Origin of the sequence: Catellatospora bangladeshensis (genome assembly GCF_016862575.1) — a bacterium.
In the GTDB taxonomy this organism is placed as follows: Bacteria; Actinomycetota; Actinomycetes; order Mycobacteriales; family Micromonosporaceae; genus Catellatospora; species Catellatospora bangladeshensis.
Genome location: NZ_BONF01000014.1, coordinates 148599 through 166227, shown reverse-complemented (window position 1 = coordinate 166227; position 17629 = coordinate 148599). Strand labels below are relative to the sequence as shown.

Annotated in this window: 19 protein-coding genes and 1 pseudogene; 9 read left to right on the top strand and 11 right to left on the bottom strand. The window is 73.3% G+C overall.

Going from position 1 to position 17629, the window contains the following annotated elements; genetic code table 11:
- Positions 1–234: 234 nt before the first annotated feature.
- The 3 genes from Cba03nite_RS14545 to Cba03nite_RS14535 form a co-directional block, all read right to left on the bottom strand.
- On the bottom strand, positions 235–693 hold the full coding sequence (locus Cba03nite_RS14545) for a low affinity iron permease family protein (RefSeq protein ID WP_239125731.1): 459 nt from the start codon (positions 691–693) through the stop codon (positions 235–237).
- A 67-nt stretch (positions 694–760) separates the two neighbouring features.
- Positions 761–1132 (bottom strand): TraR/DksA family transcriptional regulator, encoded by a 372-nt coding sequence (locus Cba03nite_RS14540; RefSeq protein WP_203746055.1) that lies wholly within the window; start codon positions 1130–1132, stop codon positions 761–763.
- Positions 1133–1319: 187 nt separating this feature from the next.
- Entirely contained in the window at positions 1320–2000 is a 681-nt protein-coding gene (locus tag Cba03nite_RS14535) for a DUF899 domain-containing protein (RefSeq protein ID WP_203746054.1), read from the bottom strand.
- A gap of 282 nt (positions 2001–2282) precedes the next feature.
- On the opposite strand from Cba03nite_RS14535, the gene Cba03nite_RS14530 reads away from it, so the two are divergent.
- Together Cba03nite_RS14530 and Cba03nite_RS14525 are read left to right on the top strand one after the other, a co-directional pair.
- Positions 2283–2510, top strand: coding sequence for a DUF6458 family protein (locus Cba03nite_RS14530; RefSeq protein ID WP_203746052.1), 228 nt, complete (start codon positions 2283–2285; stop codon positions 2508–2510).
- Positions 2511–2570: 60 nt separating this feature from the next.
- Positions 2571–2807: a hypothetical protein gene (locus tag Cba03nite_RS14525; protein WP_203746049.1), complete on the top strand. Its 237-nt coding sequence runs from the start codon at positions 2571–2573 to the stop codon at positions 2805–2807.
- A 62-nt stretch (positions 2808–2869) separates the two neighbouring features.
- Here Cba03nite_RS14525 and Cba03nite_RS14520 read toward each other — a convergent pair whose 3' ends face one another.
- Positions 2870–3046, bottom strand: coding sequence for a hypothetical protein (locus Cba03nite_RS14520; protein ID WP_203746047.1), 177 nt, complete (start codon positions 3044–3046; stop codon positions 2870–2872).
- 205 nt (positions 3047–3251) lie between these two features.
- On the opposite strand from Cba03nite_RS14520, the gene Cba03nite_RS14515 reads away from it, so the two are divergent.
- On the top strand, positions 3252–4730 hold the full coding sequence (locus tag Cba03nite_RS14515; RefSeq protein ID WP_203746045.1) for an FAD-dependent monooxygenase: 1479 nt from the start codon (positions 3252–3254) through the stop codon (positions 4728–4730).
- Positions 4731–4793: 63 nt separating this feature from the next.
- Here the strand turns inward: Cba03nite_RS14515 and Cba03nite_RS14510 are convergent.
- Positions 4794–4895, bottom strand: a pseudogene (locus tag Cba03nite_RS14510) (RICIN domain-containing protein); the annotation flags it as partial.
- A gap of 29 nt (positions 4896–4924) precedes the next feature.
- Here Cba03nite_RS14510 and Cba03nite_RS14505 point away from each other — a divergent pair.
- The gene (locus Cba03nite_RS14505) at positions 4925–6145 is read left to right on the top strand and encodes a sensor histidine kinase (protein ID WP_203746043.1); all 1221 of its coding nucleotides are present in this window, start codon (positions 4925–4927) and stop codon (positions 6143–6145) included.
- Here the strand turns inward: Cba03nite_RS14505 and Cba03nite_RS14500 are convergent.
- A complete protein-coding gene (locus tag Cba03nite_RS14500; protein ID WP_203746041.1) occupies positions 6107–6733 on the bottom strand; it encodes a response regulator in 627 nt (208 codons plus the stop codon). The two genes, Cba03nite_RS14505 and Cba03nite_RS14500, sit on opposite strands and share 39 nt — an antisense overlap.
- A gap of 86 nt (positions 6734–6819) precedes the next feature.
- Here Cba03nite_RS14500 and Cba03nite_RS14495 point away from each other — a divergent pair, with 86 nt between their 5' ends.
- From Cba03nite_RS14495 to Cba03nite_RS14480, 4 genes are all read left to right on the top strand, one after another.
- Positions 6820–7734 carry a thiopeptide-type bacteriocin biosynthesis protein gene (locus Cba03nite_RS14495; protein ID WP_203746039.1) on the top strand — a complete coding sequence of 305 codons (915 nt, stop codon included), beginning with the start codon at positions 6820–6822 and terminating at the stop codon, positions 7732–7734.
- Positions 7731–10103, top strand: a complete 2373-nt coding sequence (locus tag Cba03nite_RS14490) for a lantibiotic dehydratase (protein ID WP_203746037.1) — start codon at positions 7731–7733, stop codon at positions 10101–10103. The genes Cba03nite_RS14495 and Cba03nite_RS14490 overlap by 4 nt, the downstream gene beginning before the upstream one ends.
- A gap of 70 nt (positions 10104–10173) precedes the next feature.
- Positions 10174–10332: a hypothetical protein gene (locus Cba03nite_RS14485; protein ID WP_203746035.1), complete on the top strand. Its 159-nt coding sequence runs from the start codon at positions 10174–10176 to the stop codon at positions 10330–10332.
- Between the two features lie 52 nt (positions 10333–10384).
- Complete coding sequence (locus tag Cba03nite_RS14480) at positions 10385–11470, top strand: lanthionine synthetase LanC family protein (RefSeq protein WP_203746033.1); 1086 nt, start codon at positions 10385–10387, stop codon at positions 11468–11470.
- Between the two features lie 120 nt (positions 11471–11590).
- On the opposite strand, the gene Cba03nite_RS14475 is transcribed toward Cba03nite_RS14480, so the two are convergent.
- Together Cba03nite_RS14475 and Cba03nite_RS14470 are read right to left on the bottom strand one after the other, a co-directional pair.
- The gene (locus tag Cba03nite_RS14475; RefSeq protein WP_203746031.1) at positions 11591–12253 is read right to left on the bottom strand and encodes a tetratricopeptide repeat protein; all 663 of its coding nucleotides are present in this window, start codon (positions 12251–12253) and stop codon (positions 11591–11593) included.
- Between the two features lie 88 nt (positions 12254–12341).
- Positions 12342–13106, bottom strand: coding sequence for an alpha/beta hydrolase (locus Cba03nite_RS14470; RefSeq protein WP_203746029.1), 765 nt, complete (start codon positions 13104–13106; stop codon positions 12342–12344).
- A gap of 138 nt (positions 13107–13244) precedes the next feature.
- Between Cba03nite_RS14470 and Cba03nite_RS14465 the strand changes: the two genes are divergently transcribed.
- The gene (locus Cba03nite_RS14465) at positions 13245–13946 is read left to right on the top strand and encodes a copper homeostasis protein CutC (RefSeq protein WP_203746027.1); all 702 of its coding nucleotides are present in this window, start codon (positions 13245–13247) and stop codon (positions 13944–13946) included.
- Positions 13947–14102: 156 nt separating this feature from the next.
- Here the strand turns inward: Cba03nite_RS14465 and Cba03nite_RS14460 are convergent, their stop codons facing one another.
- Genes Cba03nite_RS14460 through Cba03nite_RS14450 form a run of 3 tightly spaced genes read right to left on the bottom strand, consistent with a single transcriptional unit; the run spans position 14103 to position 17622 of the window.
- On the bottom strand, positions 14103–15197 hold the full coding sequence (locus Cba03nite_RS14460) for a winged helix DNA-binding domain-containing protein (RefSeq protein ID WP_203746025.1): 1095 nt from the start codon (positions 15195–15197) through the stop codon (positions 14103–14105).
- A 31-nt stretch (positions 15198–15228) separates the two neighbouring features.
- Positions 15229–16341, bottom strand: a complete 1113-nt coding sequence (locus Cba03nite_RS14455; protein ID WP_203746023.1) for a hypothetical protein — start codon at positions 16339–16341, stop codon at positions 15229–15231.
- 57 nt (positions 16342–16398) lie between these two features.
- Complete coding sequence (locus Cba03nite_RS14450) at positions 16399–17622, bottom strand: cytochrome P450 (RefSeq protein WP_203746021.1); 1224 nt, start codon at positions 17620–17622, stop codon at positions 16399–16401.
- Positions 17623–17629 lie beyond the last annotated feature (7 nt).

Below are 17629 nucleotides of genomic sequence, written 5' to 3'. Positions count from 1 at the left end.
GGAACAGTCGCCGAACGTCGTGATAGCACGATGGTTGTCGATGTTGTCAGATCGACGATCGTGATTCAAGGCGCCCTTCGGTCACCGCTCGGGCTTGCCCCGAGGAGCCGGTACACCTTCCCGGAGGCAGGATCGACGGCCGGCGGCCGGCCGGTTCGAGCATCGTATGGTTCTGCCTGTCGAGCGCCCGGCGCCCAGCGCCCGGTGAACCGGTGCGGTGTGCCGGGCGCGCGGCTATGCGCCCTCGCGGGTCTCCAGGCCCACCGCCGCCTTCAGCTCGTCGACGTCGGCGTGCAGCTGGGGCCGGCCGTCGGCTTCGGCGATATGGCCCATCAGGTCGGCCAGGCCGTCGGCGATCGCGTTGAGCTTGTGCTGCACCGCCTTGTCCGCCCGGGTCTGGGTGTTCTGCAGCAGGGCGACCATGAGGAAGGTGACGATCGTCGTCGCCGTGTTGATGATCAGCTGCCAGGTGTCGAGGTCGCCGATGAGGAAGTAGGACGGCGCCCAGATCAGCACCAGCAGCACGCACAGCGAGAAGAACCAGGCCTTGGAGAAGAAGTTCGACGCGTGCGTGGCGAACCGGTCGAACGGTCCGAGGCCGGGGGTGATGTCGGAGGGCATCCGAGGCGGCGGCCCGTCACCGGTGCCGGGACGGGCGGCTGCGTCGTGCTGCTGCGCGGGAACATTCGCCATGCCATGCCGATACCGGCTGGGGGACCTGCTCAAACCGTGAGGGCGCGTCCGGTGGCGCGGGCGGGTGTCACCGGAGCTTCTCGGCGTGCTGCTGGCACGTGACGCAGTGGGTGGCCCACGGCATGATCTCGAGCCGGGCGAGCGGGATCTGCTGTGCGCATCTGCCGCAGGTCCCGAACGAGCCGTCCTGTAGCCGCTGCAACGCCGAGGCCAGGCGCCCGGCCTGCTCGCTGAGGGCGGCCGTCACGATGTCGTGCTGGGCCGTGTCGCTGATCAGCGAACCGGCGTCGGCCATGTCGCCGGTGTCCTGGTGCGCGGCCTGGCGCAGATCACGGGTCTCGGCCGTCTGCGTCGCGATCTGTTCCAGGGTCTGCTGGTAGCGGTGCCGCAGCAGGTCGGCCACCTGCTCCAGGTCCAGGCCGTCGTCGACTGTCGTCATGGAACGCTCCTCGTTTCGGGCAGCCGCCGACATCAGCATCGGCTCCGGCATCCGGGTGAGACGCCGTGCGGCATGAGAGATGCGACCCTACCGGCCGGAGCGACGTAGTCGACGAAGAAACACCGGACCCGTGGGCGGTATCAATCCCGGAGGTTCGCGGCCCACCCGCGCGATCCGGCGCCCGGTGTCACCGGTCGGGACCGTACAACCGGGCGATGTCGGGCGAGTCGAGCCAGCCGCTGTACGCCGGGCCCTGCGGCCAGCCTTCCGGGGAGTCCTGCCACTCCTCCTGCCGCCCGTACGGCAGCACGTCGACCAGGGGGAACGTGAACGTGAGCTGTTCCACCCCCCGACCGCTGGTGTGCCAGGTGCGGTACACGGTGTCGCCGTCGCGCAGGAACACGTTGAACGCGAAGCCGCCGCCGGGCGGTGCGTCGACGTCGGCCCCGAACGGGCTGTCGGCGGTGGAGTACCACGTCATCCTGTTGCCGACGCGCTCGGCGTAGGCCAGGGCCGCCTCGATCGGCCCCTGGGTGACGATCACGAACCGCGCGTCGTAGTTGTCGAGGAAGTCCAGCCGCGTGTACGACGAGGTGAGGCTGGTGCAGCCGCCGCACTGCCACTGCGCGTCCGGGTCCCACATGTGGTTGTAGACGATCAGCTGCGACCTGCCGTCGAAGACGTCGACGAGCCGGACCGGCCCCTCGGCCCCGACCAGGGTGTAGTCGGGCATCCGCACCATCGGGAGCCTGCGCCGCCGGGCGGCGATCGCGTCGAGCTCCCTGGTGGCCGCCTTCTCGCGGGCGCGCAGCTCGTCCAGCTCCTTGCGCCAGGTGGCGGAGTCGACGACGGGTGGCAAAGCAGTCATGGCCGACATCTCCTTCGTTCGTCTCATCGACCGTATCGCCATACGCCGGCCGCCGCGGTCTGGAACTCGCCGACACGGGAATCCGCCGGGAAACCGCCAAAGCGCCGCCGCCGCCGAAGTTGTCACTGAGTTGTGAAATACCCAACCCGCCCTCGCCCCCGCATCGACCGTTTTCCCAGTTCAGAGCGGCCACTGGCGATCCCGGCCGGTTTCTGCTCCCAGGCCGGGGGTATCGGCGCGCCGAGGCCGCAACGTCAGCGGCAGCTTCTGGAGGTGACCACCATGGGTATCGGCGCAAGCATCTTCCTGATCGTGCTCGGCGCGATCTTCACGTTCGCGCTCGACTTCGAAGTCGCCGGCATCGACATCGACGTGATCGGCTGGATCTTCATGATCGGCGGTGCGCTCGGCCTGCTGTTCACCGCGTTCATCTGGGGTCCGCGCAACCGCGCCCGGATCGTCAGCGAGCCGGCCGAGTACCGCCGGGTCGAGGAGCGCACCGAGATCTGACACTCCCACGGCGCCCCGCCACCCCGCGCGGGGCGCCGTCGGCACGTGAGGAGGTTTCCCGTGCGGCGCTTCGAGGTGGTCGCCAACCACGACGTGTGGGACGTGCTCGACGGCGACGACGTGGTCGGCATACACCCGCGCAAGCCGGATGCGCTCTGGCAGGCCGTCACCGCGGCCCGCGCCAGCACCCCCAGCCGCCTGGCCGTCATCGCCGCCGACGGGCAGGTCGAGAACACCACCGAGTTCCACCCCGGCGGCACCGCCACGGCACGACCCGAAGACCCTCCGGCCCCGTAGCCGGTGGCGGAAGAGCACCCCGCCCCGCCGCAGTCCTCCAGGCGGCCGCCGAACGTGCAGGCTCAGTCCTCGTCCTCCGACGCTCGGTGGATGCTCTCCGCGATGGCGTCGGCGTCCCAGCCGCCGTCCGAGCCGCTGTCCCGCCAGGTGGCCACCGCCTCCTCGGCCTGCTCCTCGTCCCAGTCGTAGTTCTCGACGAGGGTCTGCGCGATCAGCCGGTCCAGCGTCAGGTCGTCCATGCCGGGAGTCTAGGGCCGCACGGCGGACTGGACGGGACGGCGCTCGGGCCGGTAGCTTGCATTCGACCGTGACTTCGCCCGAGGAGGTGAGACCCATGAACGCTGGACCGATGTGGGTGCTCCCCCTTGCCGTCACGGCCGGGCGACTGACGTAGGCGTCGCCGGGAGCGCCTCGCTGATAAGGCACTCCCGAAAGGCAACACCTATGCACACTCAGTTCACCGCCGAGCCGTCGTCGGCTGCCCCGGCCGGATACGACGTGATCATCGCCGGGTGCGGGCCGACCGGCGCGATGCTGGCCGCCGAGCTGCGGCTGCACGACGTGCGGGTCCTCGTCCTGGAGAAGGAGACCGAGCCCGCGTCCTTCGTCCGCATCGTGGGGCTGCACATCCGCAGTATCGAGCTGTTGGCCATGCGCGGCCTGCTGGAGCGCGTCCGCGAGCGCGCCCGGCAGCGCCCGGCCGCGGGCTTCTTCGCCGCGATCAGCAAGCCCGCGCCGACGGGCCTGGACTCCGCGCACGCCTACCTGCTGGGCATCCCGCAGCCGGTCATCGTGCAGCTGCTCGAAGAACACGCGACCGCGCTGGGTGCGCAGGTCCGGCACGGCTGCGCGGTGGCCGGCCTCGTACAGGACGACGGCGGCGTGACCGTGGAGCTGGCTGACGGGGAGCGGTTGCGCACGCGCTATCTCGTCGGGTGCGACGGCGCGCGCAGTACGGTGCGCAAGCTGCTCGGCGTGGGGTTCCCCGGCGTGCCGTCCAGGACCGAGACGCTGATGGGCGAGATGGAGGCGGGGGTGCCGCAGGCGGAGATCGCCGCCAAGGTCGCCGAGATCGCCGAGACCGACCGGCGGTTCAGCCTCACGCCCTTCGGCGCAGGGGTCTATCGCGTCGTGGTCCCCGCTGCGGGGCTCAGCGGCCGGGCGGAGCCGCCCACCATCGAGGACTTCCGGCGGGAGCTGCGCACCATCGCCGGGACCGACTTCGGCGTGCACTCCCCGCGCTGGGTGTCCCGCTTCGGCGACGCCACCCGGCTGGCCGAACGCTATCGGGTCGGGCGGGTGCTGCTGGCCGGCGACGCGGCGCACATCCACCCGCCCATCGGCGGGCAGGGGCTCAACCTGGGCGTACAGGACGCGTTCAACCTCGGTTGGAAGCTGGCCGCGCAGATCCGCGGCTGGGCCCCGGCGTCACTGCTGGACACCTACCAGGCCGAACGTCATCCGGTCGCCGCGGACGTGCTGGACAACACCCGGGCCCAGCTGGAGCTGCTGTCCGCCGAGCCGGGCGCGCAGGCGGTGCGTAGGCTGCTCACGGAGCTGATGGACTTCGAAGAGGTGAACCGCCACCTGATGGAGAAGATCACCGCGATCGGCGTCCGCTACGACTTCGGCACGGGCCCCGGCCTGCTCGGCCGCCGCCTGCCCGACATCGACGTGAAGCAGGGCCGCCTCTACCGCCTGCTGCATCGCGGCCGCGGCCTGCTGCTGGACCGCACCGAACGCCTGACCACCGGCGGCTGGTCGGATCGGGTCGACTACCTCGGGGATCCCACTGCGGCGCTGGACGCTCCCTGCGTCCTGCTGCGCCCGGACGGCCACGTCGCCTGGATCGGTGACGACCAGCGGGACCTGGACGCCTGCCTCCACCGCTGGTTCGGCGATCCGGCCGGAAGACTCCACTGACAGACCGCTGATCGGCGGAGCAGCCGCCCCGCCGCTGATGCGGGGCGGCTGCTGCGCGATTCGTCAGGCGCGGATCCACTTCTGGTTGGTACCGGGTCCGCAGGGCCAGAGGATCAGCTGGGTGCCGGCGGCCGTACCGTTGTCGTAGGCGTCCAGGCACTTGCCGGAGCCGACGCCCGGTAGTGTGCGTCGCCATGCGGATCAATGCGTCGTTGGGCTGGCGCGATCCACTGTTTCTCGCGGCCCGCCCCTGGCCGGAACGCGTGCACCGGTTCACCGCGATGCTGCTGGTCGCGCAGCGGGCCAGCTACATCCTCCCGGCGGCGGCGGGCGTGTTCGCCCACGCCACGCCCTATGTGGACCGGCACGTCAACGTCCTGCTCCTCGGTGCGGCGCTGGTGTGGAACATCGTGCTGGTGCTCGCGGTACGCAGGCAGGGCTGGTTCGCGCCGTGGACCGTCGCCGGGGACGTGGTGATGACGTGCGTGCTGGTGCTCGCGGTATCCGCCAACGTGCCGCTCGCGGACCGGGTGGTGTCCGCGGTCAACTGGTCCTCGCCGGTGATGCTGGCTACCGGCGCGCTGCTGGGCGCCACCGTCCCGGGCCGTCACCTGGCCCCGGCGCTGGTCCCCGCCGGGGTGGCGTACCTGGTCGCCCATGCCGAGGACCTGGGGGTGGAGCGCCACTGGGCGGTCGACTTCGCGACGCGGCTCAACTCCTACGTCTGGTTCGCGGTGATCCTGCTGTTCATCGTGGGCTACCTGCGCGGTCAGGCCGCGCGGCTGGAGGACCTGAACCGGCAGCGGCTGCAGGCGCAGACCGAGCGGGCGCGCTACGCCGAGCGCATGACGCAGTTCCGGCGGCTGCACGACACGGTGCTGACGACGCTGACCGCCATCGCCCGGGGCGGGCTGGATCATCGGGCCGAGCAGGTGCGCCGCCGGTGCGCCGTGGACGCGGACTACGTCCGCCTGATGCTGGCCGACGAGTCGTCCGGCGGGACGCTCGCCGACCGGCTGGCCGAGGTCGCCGCGGCGGCCGCCGATCTCGGGCTGCGGATCAGGGTGTGGGCGGATCAGATCTCCGTCGAGCTGCCCGACGAGGTGGTGGCGGCGATGTCGGAGGCGTGCCGGGCCGCGCTGAACAACGTCGCGCTGCACGCCGGGGTACGCGATGCCAGGGTGACCGTGGTGGAGGACGGCGGCGTGGTCACCGTGCGGGTGGTCGATCGCGGCGCCGGGTTCGACCCCGCCTCCCGGCCCGGCTTCGGCCTGCGCTCGTCGGTCCGGGACCGCATGCGCGAGGTGGGCGGCGCGGCGGAGGTGTTCTCCGTGCCGGGCGACGGCACCTGCGTGGACCTGATCTGGCCGGCCCGGTCAGCGCAGCAGGCCGTCCTCACGGACCCGGCTGGCTAGGTCGAGTTTCGTGTACGTGGGCCGGCCGGCCCGGCGGTACTTCTCCTTCACGCGGTCCAGATAGTTCTTGGCGGTGGCCGGCTGGATCCCCAGCTTCCGCGCGGCCGCGGTCAGCGTCATCCCCGAGGCGTACGCCAGCAGGATCGCGCGTTCCTGCGGCGAGAGCACCGGTCGGTCCTCGCTGCGGTCGGCCAGCCAGGCGAACGCCAGCTCGGGGGAGTGCACCTCGCCGTAGGCGGCGACCTCGCGGACCGTGTCCAGCAGCGCGCCGAGGTCGTGGTCCTTGGTCAGGTAGCCGGCGGCGCCCGCGCGTACCACGCGGCGGCCCTGTTCGGCCGAGGCGACCACGCTGATCACCAGCACCCTGCTGCCCGCCGCGACGAGCCGCCGGACGTTGTCGACGGGGTCGGAGTGGTCGGCGAGCAGCAGGTCGAGGATGACCACGTCGTCGGCCCGGACGTCGCCGTCGAGCAGCTCGTCCACCGTGCGCGCGGTGCGCCGCAGCGTGACGTCGGCGACCGTGGCCAGCCAGGCTCGGATCCCGTCGAGGAGCATCTGGTCGTCGTCGACCACCGACACGGTCAGCACCGGTGGAGGATATATCAATCGACATGTGTCAAGACGCCTGTTCGTCTCTCTTAACCGCGTGCACCCCTCGAACGGATCATCGACGCATGCGATGGGGGAACCCCGGCGAGGTGCCGCCGGAAACGCTGGCCGCGGCCCTGTGCCCGCTGCTGGGTGACCGTACGGCCGCGTTCGTCCGCGCCGGGGTGGCCGCCCTCGACGGGCTCGCCCCCAGCCGGTCCTGGGCGCACGTCGGCGTCGCGCCCAAGCGCCACCTCGACCCCGCGCTCTACCACGACCTGGCCGCGCTGCTGGCCCGGCTGGGCGAACGGCCCGACGTCGAGAACGCGTTCCTGATGCACAAGCCACCGGGCATCCGGATCAGGGTGCAGACCACGCCGCAGCAGCGCGACGCCCTCGCCGCCGAGCTGCTGGACGAGCTGGCCGCCCTGCCCGGCGTCGAGCACGCCGAACCCGGCGTCTACGAGCCGGAGGAGCTGCTGTTCGGCGGCCCGGACGCGATGGTCTTCGCGCACCGGCTGTTCACCGTGGACACGCTCGCGTGGGCCGACTTCCACGCCCTCGGCGGCACCACCCCCAACTGGGCCTTCTCGCTGGCGCTGCTGCGGCACACCCTCAACGGCCTGGAGATCTCCGGCTGGGAGGACCTGGAGGTCTGGCGGCGCATCCAGCGCCAGACCTACCGCCGGCTGCCCGAAGGGCTCGACCAGACCCGGATCACCCCGGTCGTCGAGGCGATCAGGCTCGCCTGGGCCGACCCGCAGCGGCTGCGCGATGCGCTCGCACCCGCCGCCGCGGCGGTCGTGGAACGCCACCGCCCGGCGCTGCTGGCCGCGGGGGCCGCCTGGACGGCGGGCTACTTCACCCGGCCTGGCACGCTGATCGGACCCCGCGAGGCCGCCGCCTTCGTCACCATCTTCCACTGGAACCGCGGCCGCCTCAGCGCGATGACCCAGGCCCTGGCCGCGGCGGCCCTCGCCGACCGGAGCGCGCGGCCGTGACCGCGCTGCTGCGCTTCGCCGCGCTGCCCCTGACCGAGCTGCGCGACGCCGCCTCGCCCGGTCTGTTCCGGCAGCTCGACGACCTGGTCGCGGTCGAGCGCCGCTTTGCCGGGCACGCCACGACGCTCGCCGAGCGGATCGGACACGAGCTGGTGCCGTCGAGCGGCCTGACTGCTCGGCAGCGTGCGCTGGCCCTGCGGGTGCGGCGCGGCCTGCACGGCGGCGCGGCCGACGCGGACGACGTCGACACCCTGGCCGCCGCCGCTGCGGGGCTGCGCCCTGACCTGGCCGAGGGCCTCGCCTGCCTCGCGGTGCTGGTCCGTGATCTCGGCAAAGCCCGAAGCGGCTGGGACGACGCGGTGGCGGCCGAGCGGGATCGGCTGCACGCCCTGCCGTGGCGGCTGCTGCACCGTACGCCCGCCGGCCGGCAGGCCCTCGCCGAGAGCGCGGTCGCCGCCGACGTGGCCCGGCGGCTCGCCCACGGCGAACCGTGGACGTCCAAGCGGATGCGCCAGCGCAGCGAGTTCCTGTGGCGGATGCTGGTCCGGGGCAGCACCCGGGCGACCCCGAAAGGCTGGCTGGCGCACGTCGCGCCACTGCCGGCCGCCGGTGGCTGGCAGGCCGGCGGCCTCCTCACCGTCGGGGCCACCGCCGCCACCGAGACGGTGCAGAACTTCGCCGGAGCCCGCGAGCAGTCGGCGGCGCCCGGAGCGCTGCTGTCGGCGGCGCCGCTGGCCTGGAACGACACCGATGCCCTGCGCGTATGGCGGGTCGAGGGCACCGACCCGCCCCGGCTGCGGCAGGTCACCGTTCGCCGGACCGCGGCGATGGCGGCCGTCTGGTCCCTGGTCCAGCACCAGCCCGCGCCGGTACAGGAGGTCGTGAACAGCCTGGCCGGTGACGATCCGCGCGGGCGGCAGGTGCTGCTGGACTTCGTGCACCACCTGGTCGCGCTCGGCGTGCTGCACCTGTCCGCCCCGCCGCGCGCGGTGCGCAGCCCGTGGGCCCCGCTGGACACCCCCCGCCCCGCGCCGCCCGCTGACGGCCACGCCTACACCGACGTCTACCGCCCGGCCGCCGCCGGGCTCGACCCCGGCCACCGGGAGCTGCTGACCGGCGCGCTGCGGGCGGCGCTGCGCCTGATGGCACTGACCGATCTGGACTCCCGGCCCGCCGGAGGCCGGCTGCCCGCCGCGATCGGCGCCGAGCCGCGACCGCTGCTGGAGATCGTGGCCCGCTGCCTCGACGCCGACGACCCGCCCCCGCCCCACGCGGCACACCGCCACGACTGGCCCGCCGCGGCCGATCCCGGCTCGCCGTACGGTCGGCTGGCCGCCTGGGTGTCCGCGCGCCTCGACGGCGATCCAGGCACCGTCGACATCCCCTGCGAGCTGCTGTCGGAGGCGCCGCCGCAGCCGGTCGACTGGCCGACCGACGTCCTGCTGCGGCCGCTGGCCATCCCGGACGGGCCGGTCGCGGTCCTGGCCGACCTGGCCCCCGCGGGCGTGCTCGACGCGCGCTTCGCTCCCGCGCTGCGACTGCTGGACAGGGACCTTCCGCAGGTCGAGGACTATCGGTCGTTCCTGGACCGGGCGTCGTCGCAGGCGGGTATCCCGTTCGTGGAGCTGCTCATCCCGCCGCTGACCGTGATGGCCGCCAACGCGGTCCGCCGCCCGGCGTACACCACCTGGTGGACCGGCGACCCGGACGCGACCGGCTACTTCCCGCAGGGCCCGCGGGACCGGGCCGCGTTCCTGCCCCTGTCCGAGATCACCCTGCACGCCGTGGACGGCCGGGTGGTGGCCAACGGCCCGCACGGGCCGATCTGGCCGGTGTGCCACAGCGTACGGGTGCCGCAGGCGCCCTGGGACACCATCCGCGACCTGCTGCAGCGCGCCTCGCCGCAGGACGACCGGCGCCACTGGCGGCCGCTGTACTACTCCCTGCCCGGCTGGCCCGAACGGCGGTACATGCCGCGGCTGACCCTCGGCGGGGTGCTGGTCGTCAGCCCGGCACAGTGGCGCATCCCGCGTGCCGACCTGCCCACCCGCGCGCAGAGCCCGGCCCAGCAGGTGCGGACCGTGCACGGGCTGCGCGAGCGGCTGCGGCTGCCCCGATGGATCACGGTCGCCGCCGACCCGCACGACGATCCGGCCGTCGTCGACCTGGAGAGCCTGCACTTCGCGCGCCTGCTGGCCGAACTGCCCGGCACCCGGGACACGATCTGGGCCGCCGAGCTGCTGCCCGACCCCGGGCAGGCGCCCGTGCGCGACGAGTCGGTCCCCGGCCACCACGGCGGCCACCTCGCCGAGCTGCTCTTCCGGATGGATACCACCACCACGGCCGCAGCCCCGGCGGGCCGGCCGTGACACCTCAGACTTCCCGCGACCGCGGGGAGCGCCGCGCCACAGCGGCGAACACACCGAAAGGCGGTTCCCAGTGGAGACCAAACCCGTCGAGCTGAAGCTCAACGACGTCGACGCGCTCATCGCCGACCTCGAGACGGACTTCGCCGAGCTTCGCGAGCTCGCGCCGAACGCGGCCATGCCGCTGACCAACAACAGCTGCTGCGGCCGCGCCAGCTGCCACACCTTCTGACAGACGCGGCCGGGGCGGGCGCCACCCGCCCCGGCCGCTGCGGAGCACCGCCATGACGTTCACCTTGCCGCTGCTCGCCCGGATGCGCGGCGAGCAGGACCTCGCCCCGCTGCTGGCCTGGGCCGCCGAACACCGCGCCGGGGCCGCGCCCGCGCGCCTGCACGGCGGGGGCCTCGCCGCGGTCGCCGCCGGGATGAGCCACGCCGCCGCGGCCCACCTGCGCCTGCGGCCGCTGCTCGAACTGACCTGCCGCAACCTCGCGGCCTGGGTGGACGCCCAGACCGCCCCCCGCAACCTGACCTCGCCGCAGTACGACGTCGTCAGCGGCATGGCGGGCGTCGTGCTGGCGGTGGCCGCGGCGGCCGACACCGAACCAGCGGCGGCAGCGGTGCTGGCCTCGGCCCAGCGGTGGCTGCTGGAGCGCTGCGATCCGCACCTGCACGGCCTGCGGCACGGCCCGCACGAGCCGGTCGCGGCCGCCGCCTGGAACGCGGGCCGGTTCAACCACGGCCTGGCCCACGGCGTGCCGGGGGTGCTCGCCGCGCTGCTGGCAGCCCACGACCGCGTGCCGCCGCTGCGCGACCGCAACATGGAGGCGATCGGCCGTCTCGCCCGGCACCTGCACCGCGCCTCGTTCACCGACGACCGCGGTGTTCTCACCTGGGCCCGCAGCGACGCCGACGAGGGGCGGCACGGGCACCGGCAGGCCTGGTGCTACGGCACGCCGGGCGTCGCGTGGCAACTCGCCCGCGCCGGTGCCGTGCTCGGCGACTCCGGGCTCACCGAGTACGCCGTCGCCGCGATGAGGTCGCTGTGCGCGGTCTGGGACGACGGCGCCTACCTCGACCCGGACCCACCGGAGCAGCGGTACGCCTTCTGCCACGGCATACCGGGCACGATGGCCGTGGCGGGGCTGTTCGCGGCCCACCACGGGCTCGCTGAGGCCGCCCGGCTGCACGAACACCTGCGCGACCGGCTGCTCGAAGGCCGTCGGCAGCTCCCGGCCGACCCGACCTTCCTCGCGGGCGGGGGAGGGGCCGCGGTGCTCCTGCAACCGGCGTCGCCGGTGCCGTGGCAGCTGCTCGCGGCGCTGCCCGTGCCGCTCGGACCGCCGTCCCCAGCCGAACACGCGTCCTGACGCGCCCCGCCACGGGCAAAGGAAGGGCACCTTCTTAACGCTTTACGTAGAAGAAGGTGCCCTTCTTAACGGACGCTGCCGCGTGGCCGGCTCGTCCGGCCGTCCAGCGCGGCCACCCGTTCAGATCTGCGTTCGTGCGTGTTCGATGTGCCGGATGATGGCGTGCGCGCCGTGCTCGTGCGCGATGGCAGACGCCTCGTCGAGGGTGGCGAGCGCGTCGGCGCGGCGGTCCTGGGCGGCGGCGATGTAGGCCAGCCCGATCATGTTGGACGCCACGCCAGGCAGGATTCCGGCCTCCCGGCGCAGCCGGCACGACTCCTCCAGCCGCTCGCGTGCCTCGTCCAGGCGGCCGGCCGCGTGCGCCGCCACGCCCAGGTGCCGCAGCGCCTCGGCCTGGGTCGGCTTGTCGCCCGCCTGCGCTGCCAGCGAGCGGGACCGCTCGAGGTACGGCACCGCGGTCTCGTCGTCACGGCGGATGAACTGGTGGACGCAGCCGATCCAGAACAGCGCCTCGCCCTCGCCGCGCGCGTCGCCCAGCGCCCGGTACGACTCGAGCGCGCGCTCGAACAGCGCCAGCTCGGCGGGATCCTCGGCGGGCGGTGTACCGGCGTCGGCGGACGCGCTCTGGAACCGTGCGTGCAGCAGCAGCCCGCGCGTCATCGCCGCATCGGCTTCGAGCGCATCCAGGCCCCGTCCGGCGTCGGCCAGCGCGCTGCTGTCGCCGCCGTACACCACCCTCGCATAGACCTCTCTGGCCCGTACGATCCGATCGTCAGTGCTCATCGCCGCCCCCGTTGACGTCGTCAATGCCGATCCGGCAGTCTAATCCGGACATGCGCCGGTCATGGGACCCGTCGCCGTACGCCCTGTGCTACGCCGGGTCCGGGGCGTCGGCCGTGGCGGCCGGATCGGTCAGGAACGCCATCATGGTGTCCTCGACGCGCCCGCTGACCAGGGTCACGCCGTGGCTCATGCTGGAGCTGATGATCAGCTTCTTGTGCTTGGCGACGGACAGGCCGTACAGCTCCCTGGCGTGGTCGGCGAAGGTGCCGTCGAGGTCGCCCGCGACGAGGATCGTCGGCACGTCCAGCTTCTTGACCGCGGTCAGCGCGTCGGCGTCGTACACGGTCGGCGCGGACAGGGCGATCACCCCGTCGACCGGCGGCGTGGTGGCCGCCGCGGCCGCCAGGGCGATGGTGCCGCCGCGCGAGGCCCCGATGACGAACACGCGCTTGGCGCCCTCCTTGCGCAGATGCGCGATGCCGGCCTGGGCGACCTCCACGGCGTCGCGGGAGGTGATGTCCGGCGCCAGCGCCCGGTAGCCGTGCTGCGCCAGGATCAGCGCGAACGGGTACCACTGGCAGGCGGTGCCGTCGAGCTGGTGCAGCAGGACGACCCCGGTGTCGCCCGTGCCGACCTGGATCGCGGCCGTCATGTCCTGCTCGGCGTCGGTGATCGCGACCAGCGGGCCGGGGTCGTCCAGGCAGTCGACGTTGGCGGTGTCGATCACGCGCTGGCGGGCGGCCGCGGTCGGGTCGAGCTGTGCCGGCGACGCCGCGTCCGCGCCGCATCCGGCGGCGGTGGCGAGCAGGACGGCGGTGACGAAGCCGCCGACGGCCGTGGTGATGGTCCTCATGACAGTGCAGACCCGCTGGATGATCTGTTCGGTGGGGCCTGTCGCGGGAAATGCGGCAGGTTCGGCGGCCGCCGCCACGATGCGGTCCCGCGCAGGTGCCCCATCACCGGCTCCGGAACCCCGCTGTAGGTTCATCCCGTGATCACGGTGGAGATCTGTGTCAGCGACGTGCCGACCGCGCTGGTGGCGGAGGCGGCCGGAGCGGACCGGCTGGAACTGTGCGCCGATCTCGGCCAGGGCGGCACCACGCCGAGCCTGGGCACCGTCGAGGTGGCCCTGCGGACGCTGCGCACCGCCGCGCTGCGGGTGATGGTCCGGCCCCGCGGTGGCGACTTCCGGGTGAGCGAACTCGAAGAACAGGTGATGCTCGCCGACATCGCCGCCGTCCGGGCCCTGCCCAACCCGCACGGTCTGCCGCTCGGCGTGGTCGTCGGCGCGCTCACCGGCGACGGCCGCCTCGACCTGGCCGTCCTGCGCCGCCTCGTCGCGGCCGCCGGGCCGCTGCCGGTGACCGTGCACAAGGCCTTCGACGAGGTCGGCGACCAGCTCCGGGCGCTCGAGGAGATCATCGACCTCGGGGTGGACGCGGTCCTCACCTCCGGTGCGGCCCCCACCGCGCTCGACGGCGCCGCACGCCTCGCCGAACTGCGGCAGCGGGCCGGCGACCGGCTGCGGATCGTCGCGGCAGGAGGCATCCGGTCGCACAACGTCCGGCTGGTGCTCGACCGGGCCGGGGTCGAAGAGATCCACCTGCGGGCACCGGTGAGCCGGGACGGCCGCGAGGCCACCGACGCCGACGAGGTGCGCCGGGTCGTGGACGCCACGCGCTCCCTGTCCTGAGTACGCCACGCGACGGTCACGACAGGAACGTGCCGTAGGGGCCGTTGAGGATCGCGGTCTTCTGGGCTTGGCTGAAGTGCGTGTTCGAGTAGAACGACGCCGACATGGGTGTGCCGTCGATCGACGTTTCGTGGCGGGCCGGGGGAGCGCGGATGGTTACCAGCGGGAGTTGAAGCGGACGTCGCGGCGGGTGGCGTCGGGGGCGGCGAAGGCGAGCAGCCGCTCGCCCTCCTCGGTCAGCTCCTGCACGTCGCGGGTCGGGATCTGGAACAGCGGCCGCACCACCAGCGTCGCGGCGCCCTTCCTGCGGTCGATCGACCAGATCGCCCGGACGGCACCGTCGACGAGCACCGTGCCGGGCACGACCCCGGGCACGGCGAAGACGTCACGCAGGTCCCGGTCGTCGATGATCCGGCTGCTGTCGTCGTACGCCGAAAGCACGGCGTCGAAGTCGGCGAGGTAGCGCCCCGGCGCCGGGGTGTCCGGGTCCGGCAGCGGCGCGCCCGGCACGTCGAGCAGCTCGACGCCGTCCTCGCCCCGGTGGTCCACGAGCCGGTCGCCGAGCCGCTCGACTACCTCCCGCAGCCCGCCGAGCCCCGACCAGGCCTGCACGTCGCGAACCGTCGCCGGGCCGAACGCGGCGAAGTACCGCACCACCAGGTCGTCGAGGGTCATCCGCGGCCCGTCGCCGACGCCGAGCCAGTGCTCGGTGCTGGTGTATGCGGGCTGCCCGACCGCGCCCCACAGCCCGTGCGGCGGCACCTGCACCAGCGGCACCCCGGCCCGCACCGCCGCCCCGAGCGCGGCCGGATCGGCGTCCGGCCACTGACCCGCGAGCGCCGCGCCCAGCTCCTTGACGGTGTACGGCCGCTGCTCGACCAGCGCCCGCCCGGCGTCGGCGACCTCGTCGGGGTCGGCGCCGCGCAGCCGCTCGCGCAGCGCGGCAGACAGGCTGCGCTCCTGCACGGCCCGCAGGAACGGCCGGATGTCCACGGCGTCCCGGGCACTGACCAGGTGCGGCGTGGCCCGCATCAGCGGGGTGCGCACGGCCGCCCGTGCGGTGAGCAGCTCCGACAGGTCCTCGACCTGGAACTCCCGCAGCCGCGTCCACAGCCCGACGTACGGCGGGTTCGGCGCCTGGGCGGGCAGGCCGACCAGGTGCTCGATCGCCTCCAGCGGCCCCAGCGGCGAGCGCTCCAGCAGCAGCTGCCGCGCGAGCAGGGCACGGTTGAGATCGCGGCGGGTCAGCATGGGTGGATCATTTCACGGGCGGGTGCCCGCCTCACGTATCGGCATCTCGGTGCGGCCACGCACCGAGCCCGGCGGGCACGGTGGCACGCAGCGCGGCGATCCCGGCCAGCAGCTCGTCGCGCCGGTCGAGCGGCATCATCCAGTCCGGCAGGTCGACCTGGTACGCGGGCAGGTAGGCACCCCCGCCGGCCAGCCGTACGCGGGCACGCAGGTGCTGCTCGATCGCGTCCAGGTGGCCCGTCCCGTACGCCCACAGCCGCCGCCCGCCGTCGCAGGGCTGCTGCAACCACAGCGGCAGCCGGAACACCGGATCGTGCACGACGCTGCCGTCGCGGCGGTTGCCCTGCTTGAACTCCGGCCGCCGCGACGCCGTGTACGCGCACTCGGAGCAGTCCACCCGCCACAGCACCCGCCCAGGGCCGGGCACCGGGCACGCGACCACCGCCGGGCCGTCGCACCGCGGGCAGCGCACCAGGGTCGGCACCCGCCCCTGGTCGACCTCGGACAGGATCGCCGGGGACCGTTCCACCGGCTCCTCGACCAGTCCGAGTTCCCGCAGGTAGTCCCGCCATTGGCAGGGCTTCGGCTCGGGCAGGATCCGGTTGCCGACCACCCACGTCAGGTAACCGGCACGCAGGCGTACCCCCTTGTCGGGGTGCTCGCCCAGCTCCCGCAGCCGCTCGCGCATGGCGTCGTCGACCAGGACGCGGGCCAGCCGGGCATAGCGCTCGTCGCCGAGCCGGTGCGGCCGGGCGGCCGCCACCAGCACCAGCCCGGCCAGCACCGTCCGGATCCACTCCGGCAGCTCGTCCACGTGCCGGCAGAAGGTCCGCAACAGGCTCTTCTTCGTGCTCCAGGACTTGGCATGCCAGGCCCACTCGTGCGGGAACCGCACCTCCCAGTCCAGGTAGAGCAGGCGGTAGCGCACCGCGCGCGGCAGCCGCGCCAGCCCCGGCCGGGACCCGATCCACAGCCCGTCGGGCAGCAGCCGCCGGCTCGCCTCCCGGTGCTCCTCGGGAGTGGCGGCGGCGGCCCGCGCCGCGCGGAGCCCGTCCAGCCGCAGGTGCGCCTCATCGCGCCGGGCGGGATCCTCGCTGATCAGGTCCCAGGCCCAGCCGAACCGCTCGTCCCAGTCGTCGGCCACCCGGGCACTCGACCATGGAACGCCTCGCCCCGGCAAGAGCCTGTGCGGTCACCGGCCTCAGCCGTTTCCGGCGGGGAGGATGCTCTCGTAGGCGACCCGCAGGTGGATCGGTCCGCGCAGTACCGGGCTCGGGCGGTAGGGCGGTGGATCGGCGACCAGGCGCGGGTTGTGCAGCCGCTTGGCCAGCTGGGTCAGCGCGATCTGCGCCTCCAGGCGGGCCAGCGGCGCGCCGAAGCAGTAGTGGACCCCTCCGGCGAACGACAGGTGCACGTTGTCAGCGCGATCGGGGTCGAATCGGTCGGCGTGCGGGATGCACTCCGGGTCGCGGTTGCCCGACGCCAGCATGACGGCGATCGGGTGTCCCTTGCGGATGGTGGTGTCGCCGATCTCGATGTCCGACACCGCGGTGCGGAACGGCAGGATGTGCACCGACGGTTCGTAGCGCAGCAGCTCCTCGACCAGGCGGATGGCGAAACGGGGTTCGGTGCGCAGCCGCTCCAGCACGTCGGGGTGGCGCTGCAGGGTCAGCCAGCCGTTGGTGATCAGGTTGACGGTGGTCTCGTGCCCGGCGATGAGCAGCAGCATCAGCGTCGCGAACAGGTCGCCGCCCTCCAGGCGCCCGTCGGGGCTGTCGTCGGTGACGTAGCCGGAGATCATGTCGTCGCCGGGCTCGGTGCGGCGGCGCTGGGCGAGTTCGAACATGTAGTTGGACATCTGCTGCCGTGCGTCGTCGCGGGCCTGGACCTGCTCGGGGGTGGGCCGGGCCAGCGCGTTGACGATCGGGTTCACCCAGGCGCTGAACTTCGGCTCGTCCTCCGGCGGCACCCCGAGCAGGTGGCAGATGACGGCCACCGGGAACGGGTAGGCCACCTCGTCGACGAGGTCGACCTCCTGCTTTTCGGCGATCTTGTCGATCAGCCCGGTGACGATCCCCGAGAGCGCCGGCGTCAGCCTGTCGATGAGATCAGGCCGGTGCGGCGGCCCGAACTGGCGCATCGCCAGGCGGCGCAGCACGTCGTGGCGGGGCGGATCGGTGGTGATGAAGCTGTGCGGCCCCTCAGCGGGCGGCACCCTGTCGGCGAACTGGGGCAGCAGGTTGGTCATGTCCGAACTCAGCCGCGGGTCGTGCATGAGCGCGTAGATCTCGCGGTAGGTGCTGACGACGAAGGTGCCGTCGGACTCCTGCCACACCGGCTGGGAGCGCAGCTTCTCGTACAGCGGCCACGGGTTCGCGCGGTTGGAGAAGTCGAGGATCTGGTCGTAGAGGCTGGCCTCGGTCATCGCGTGG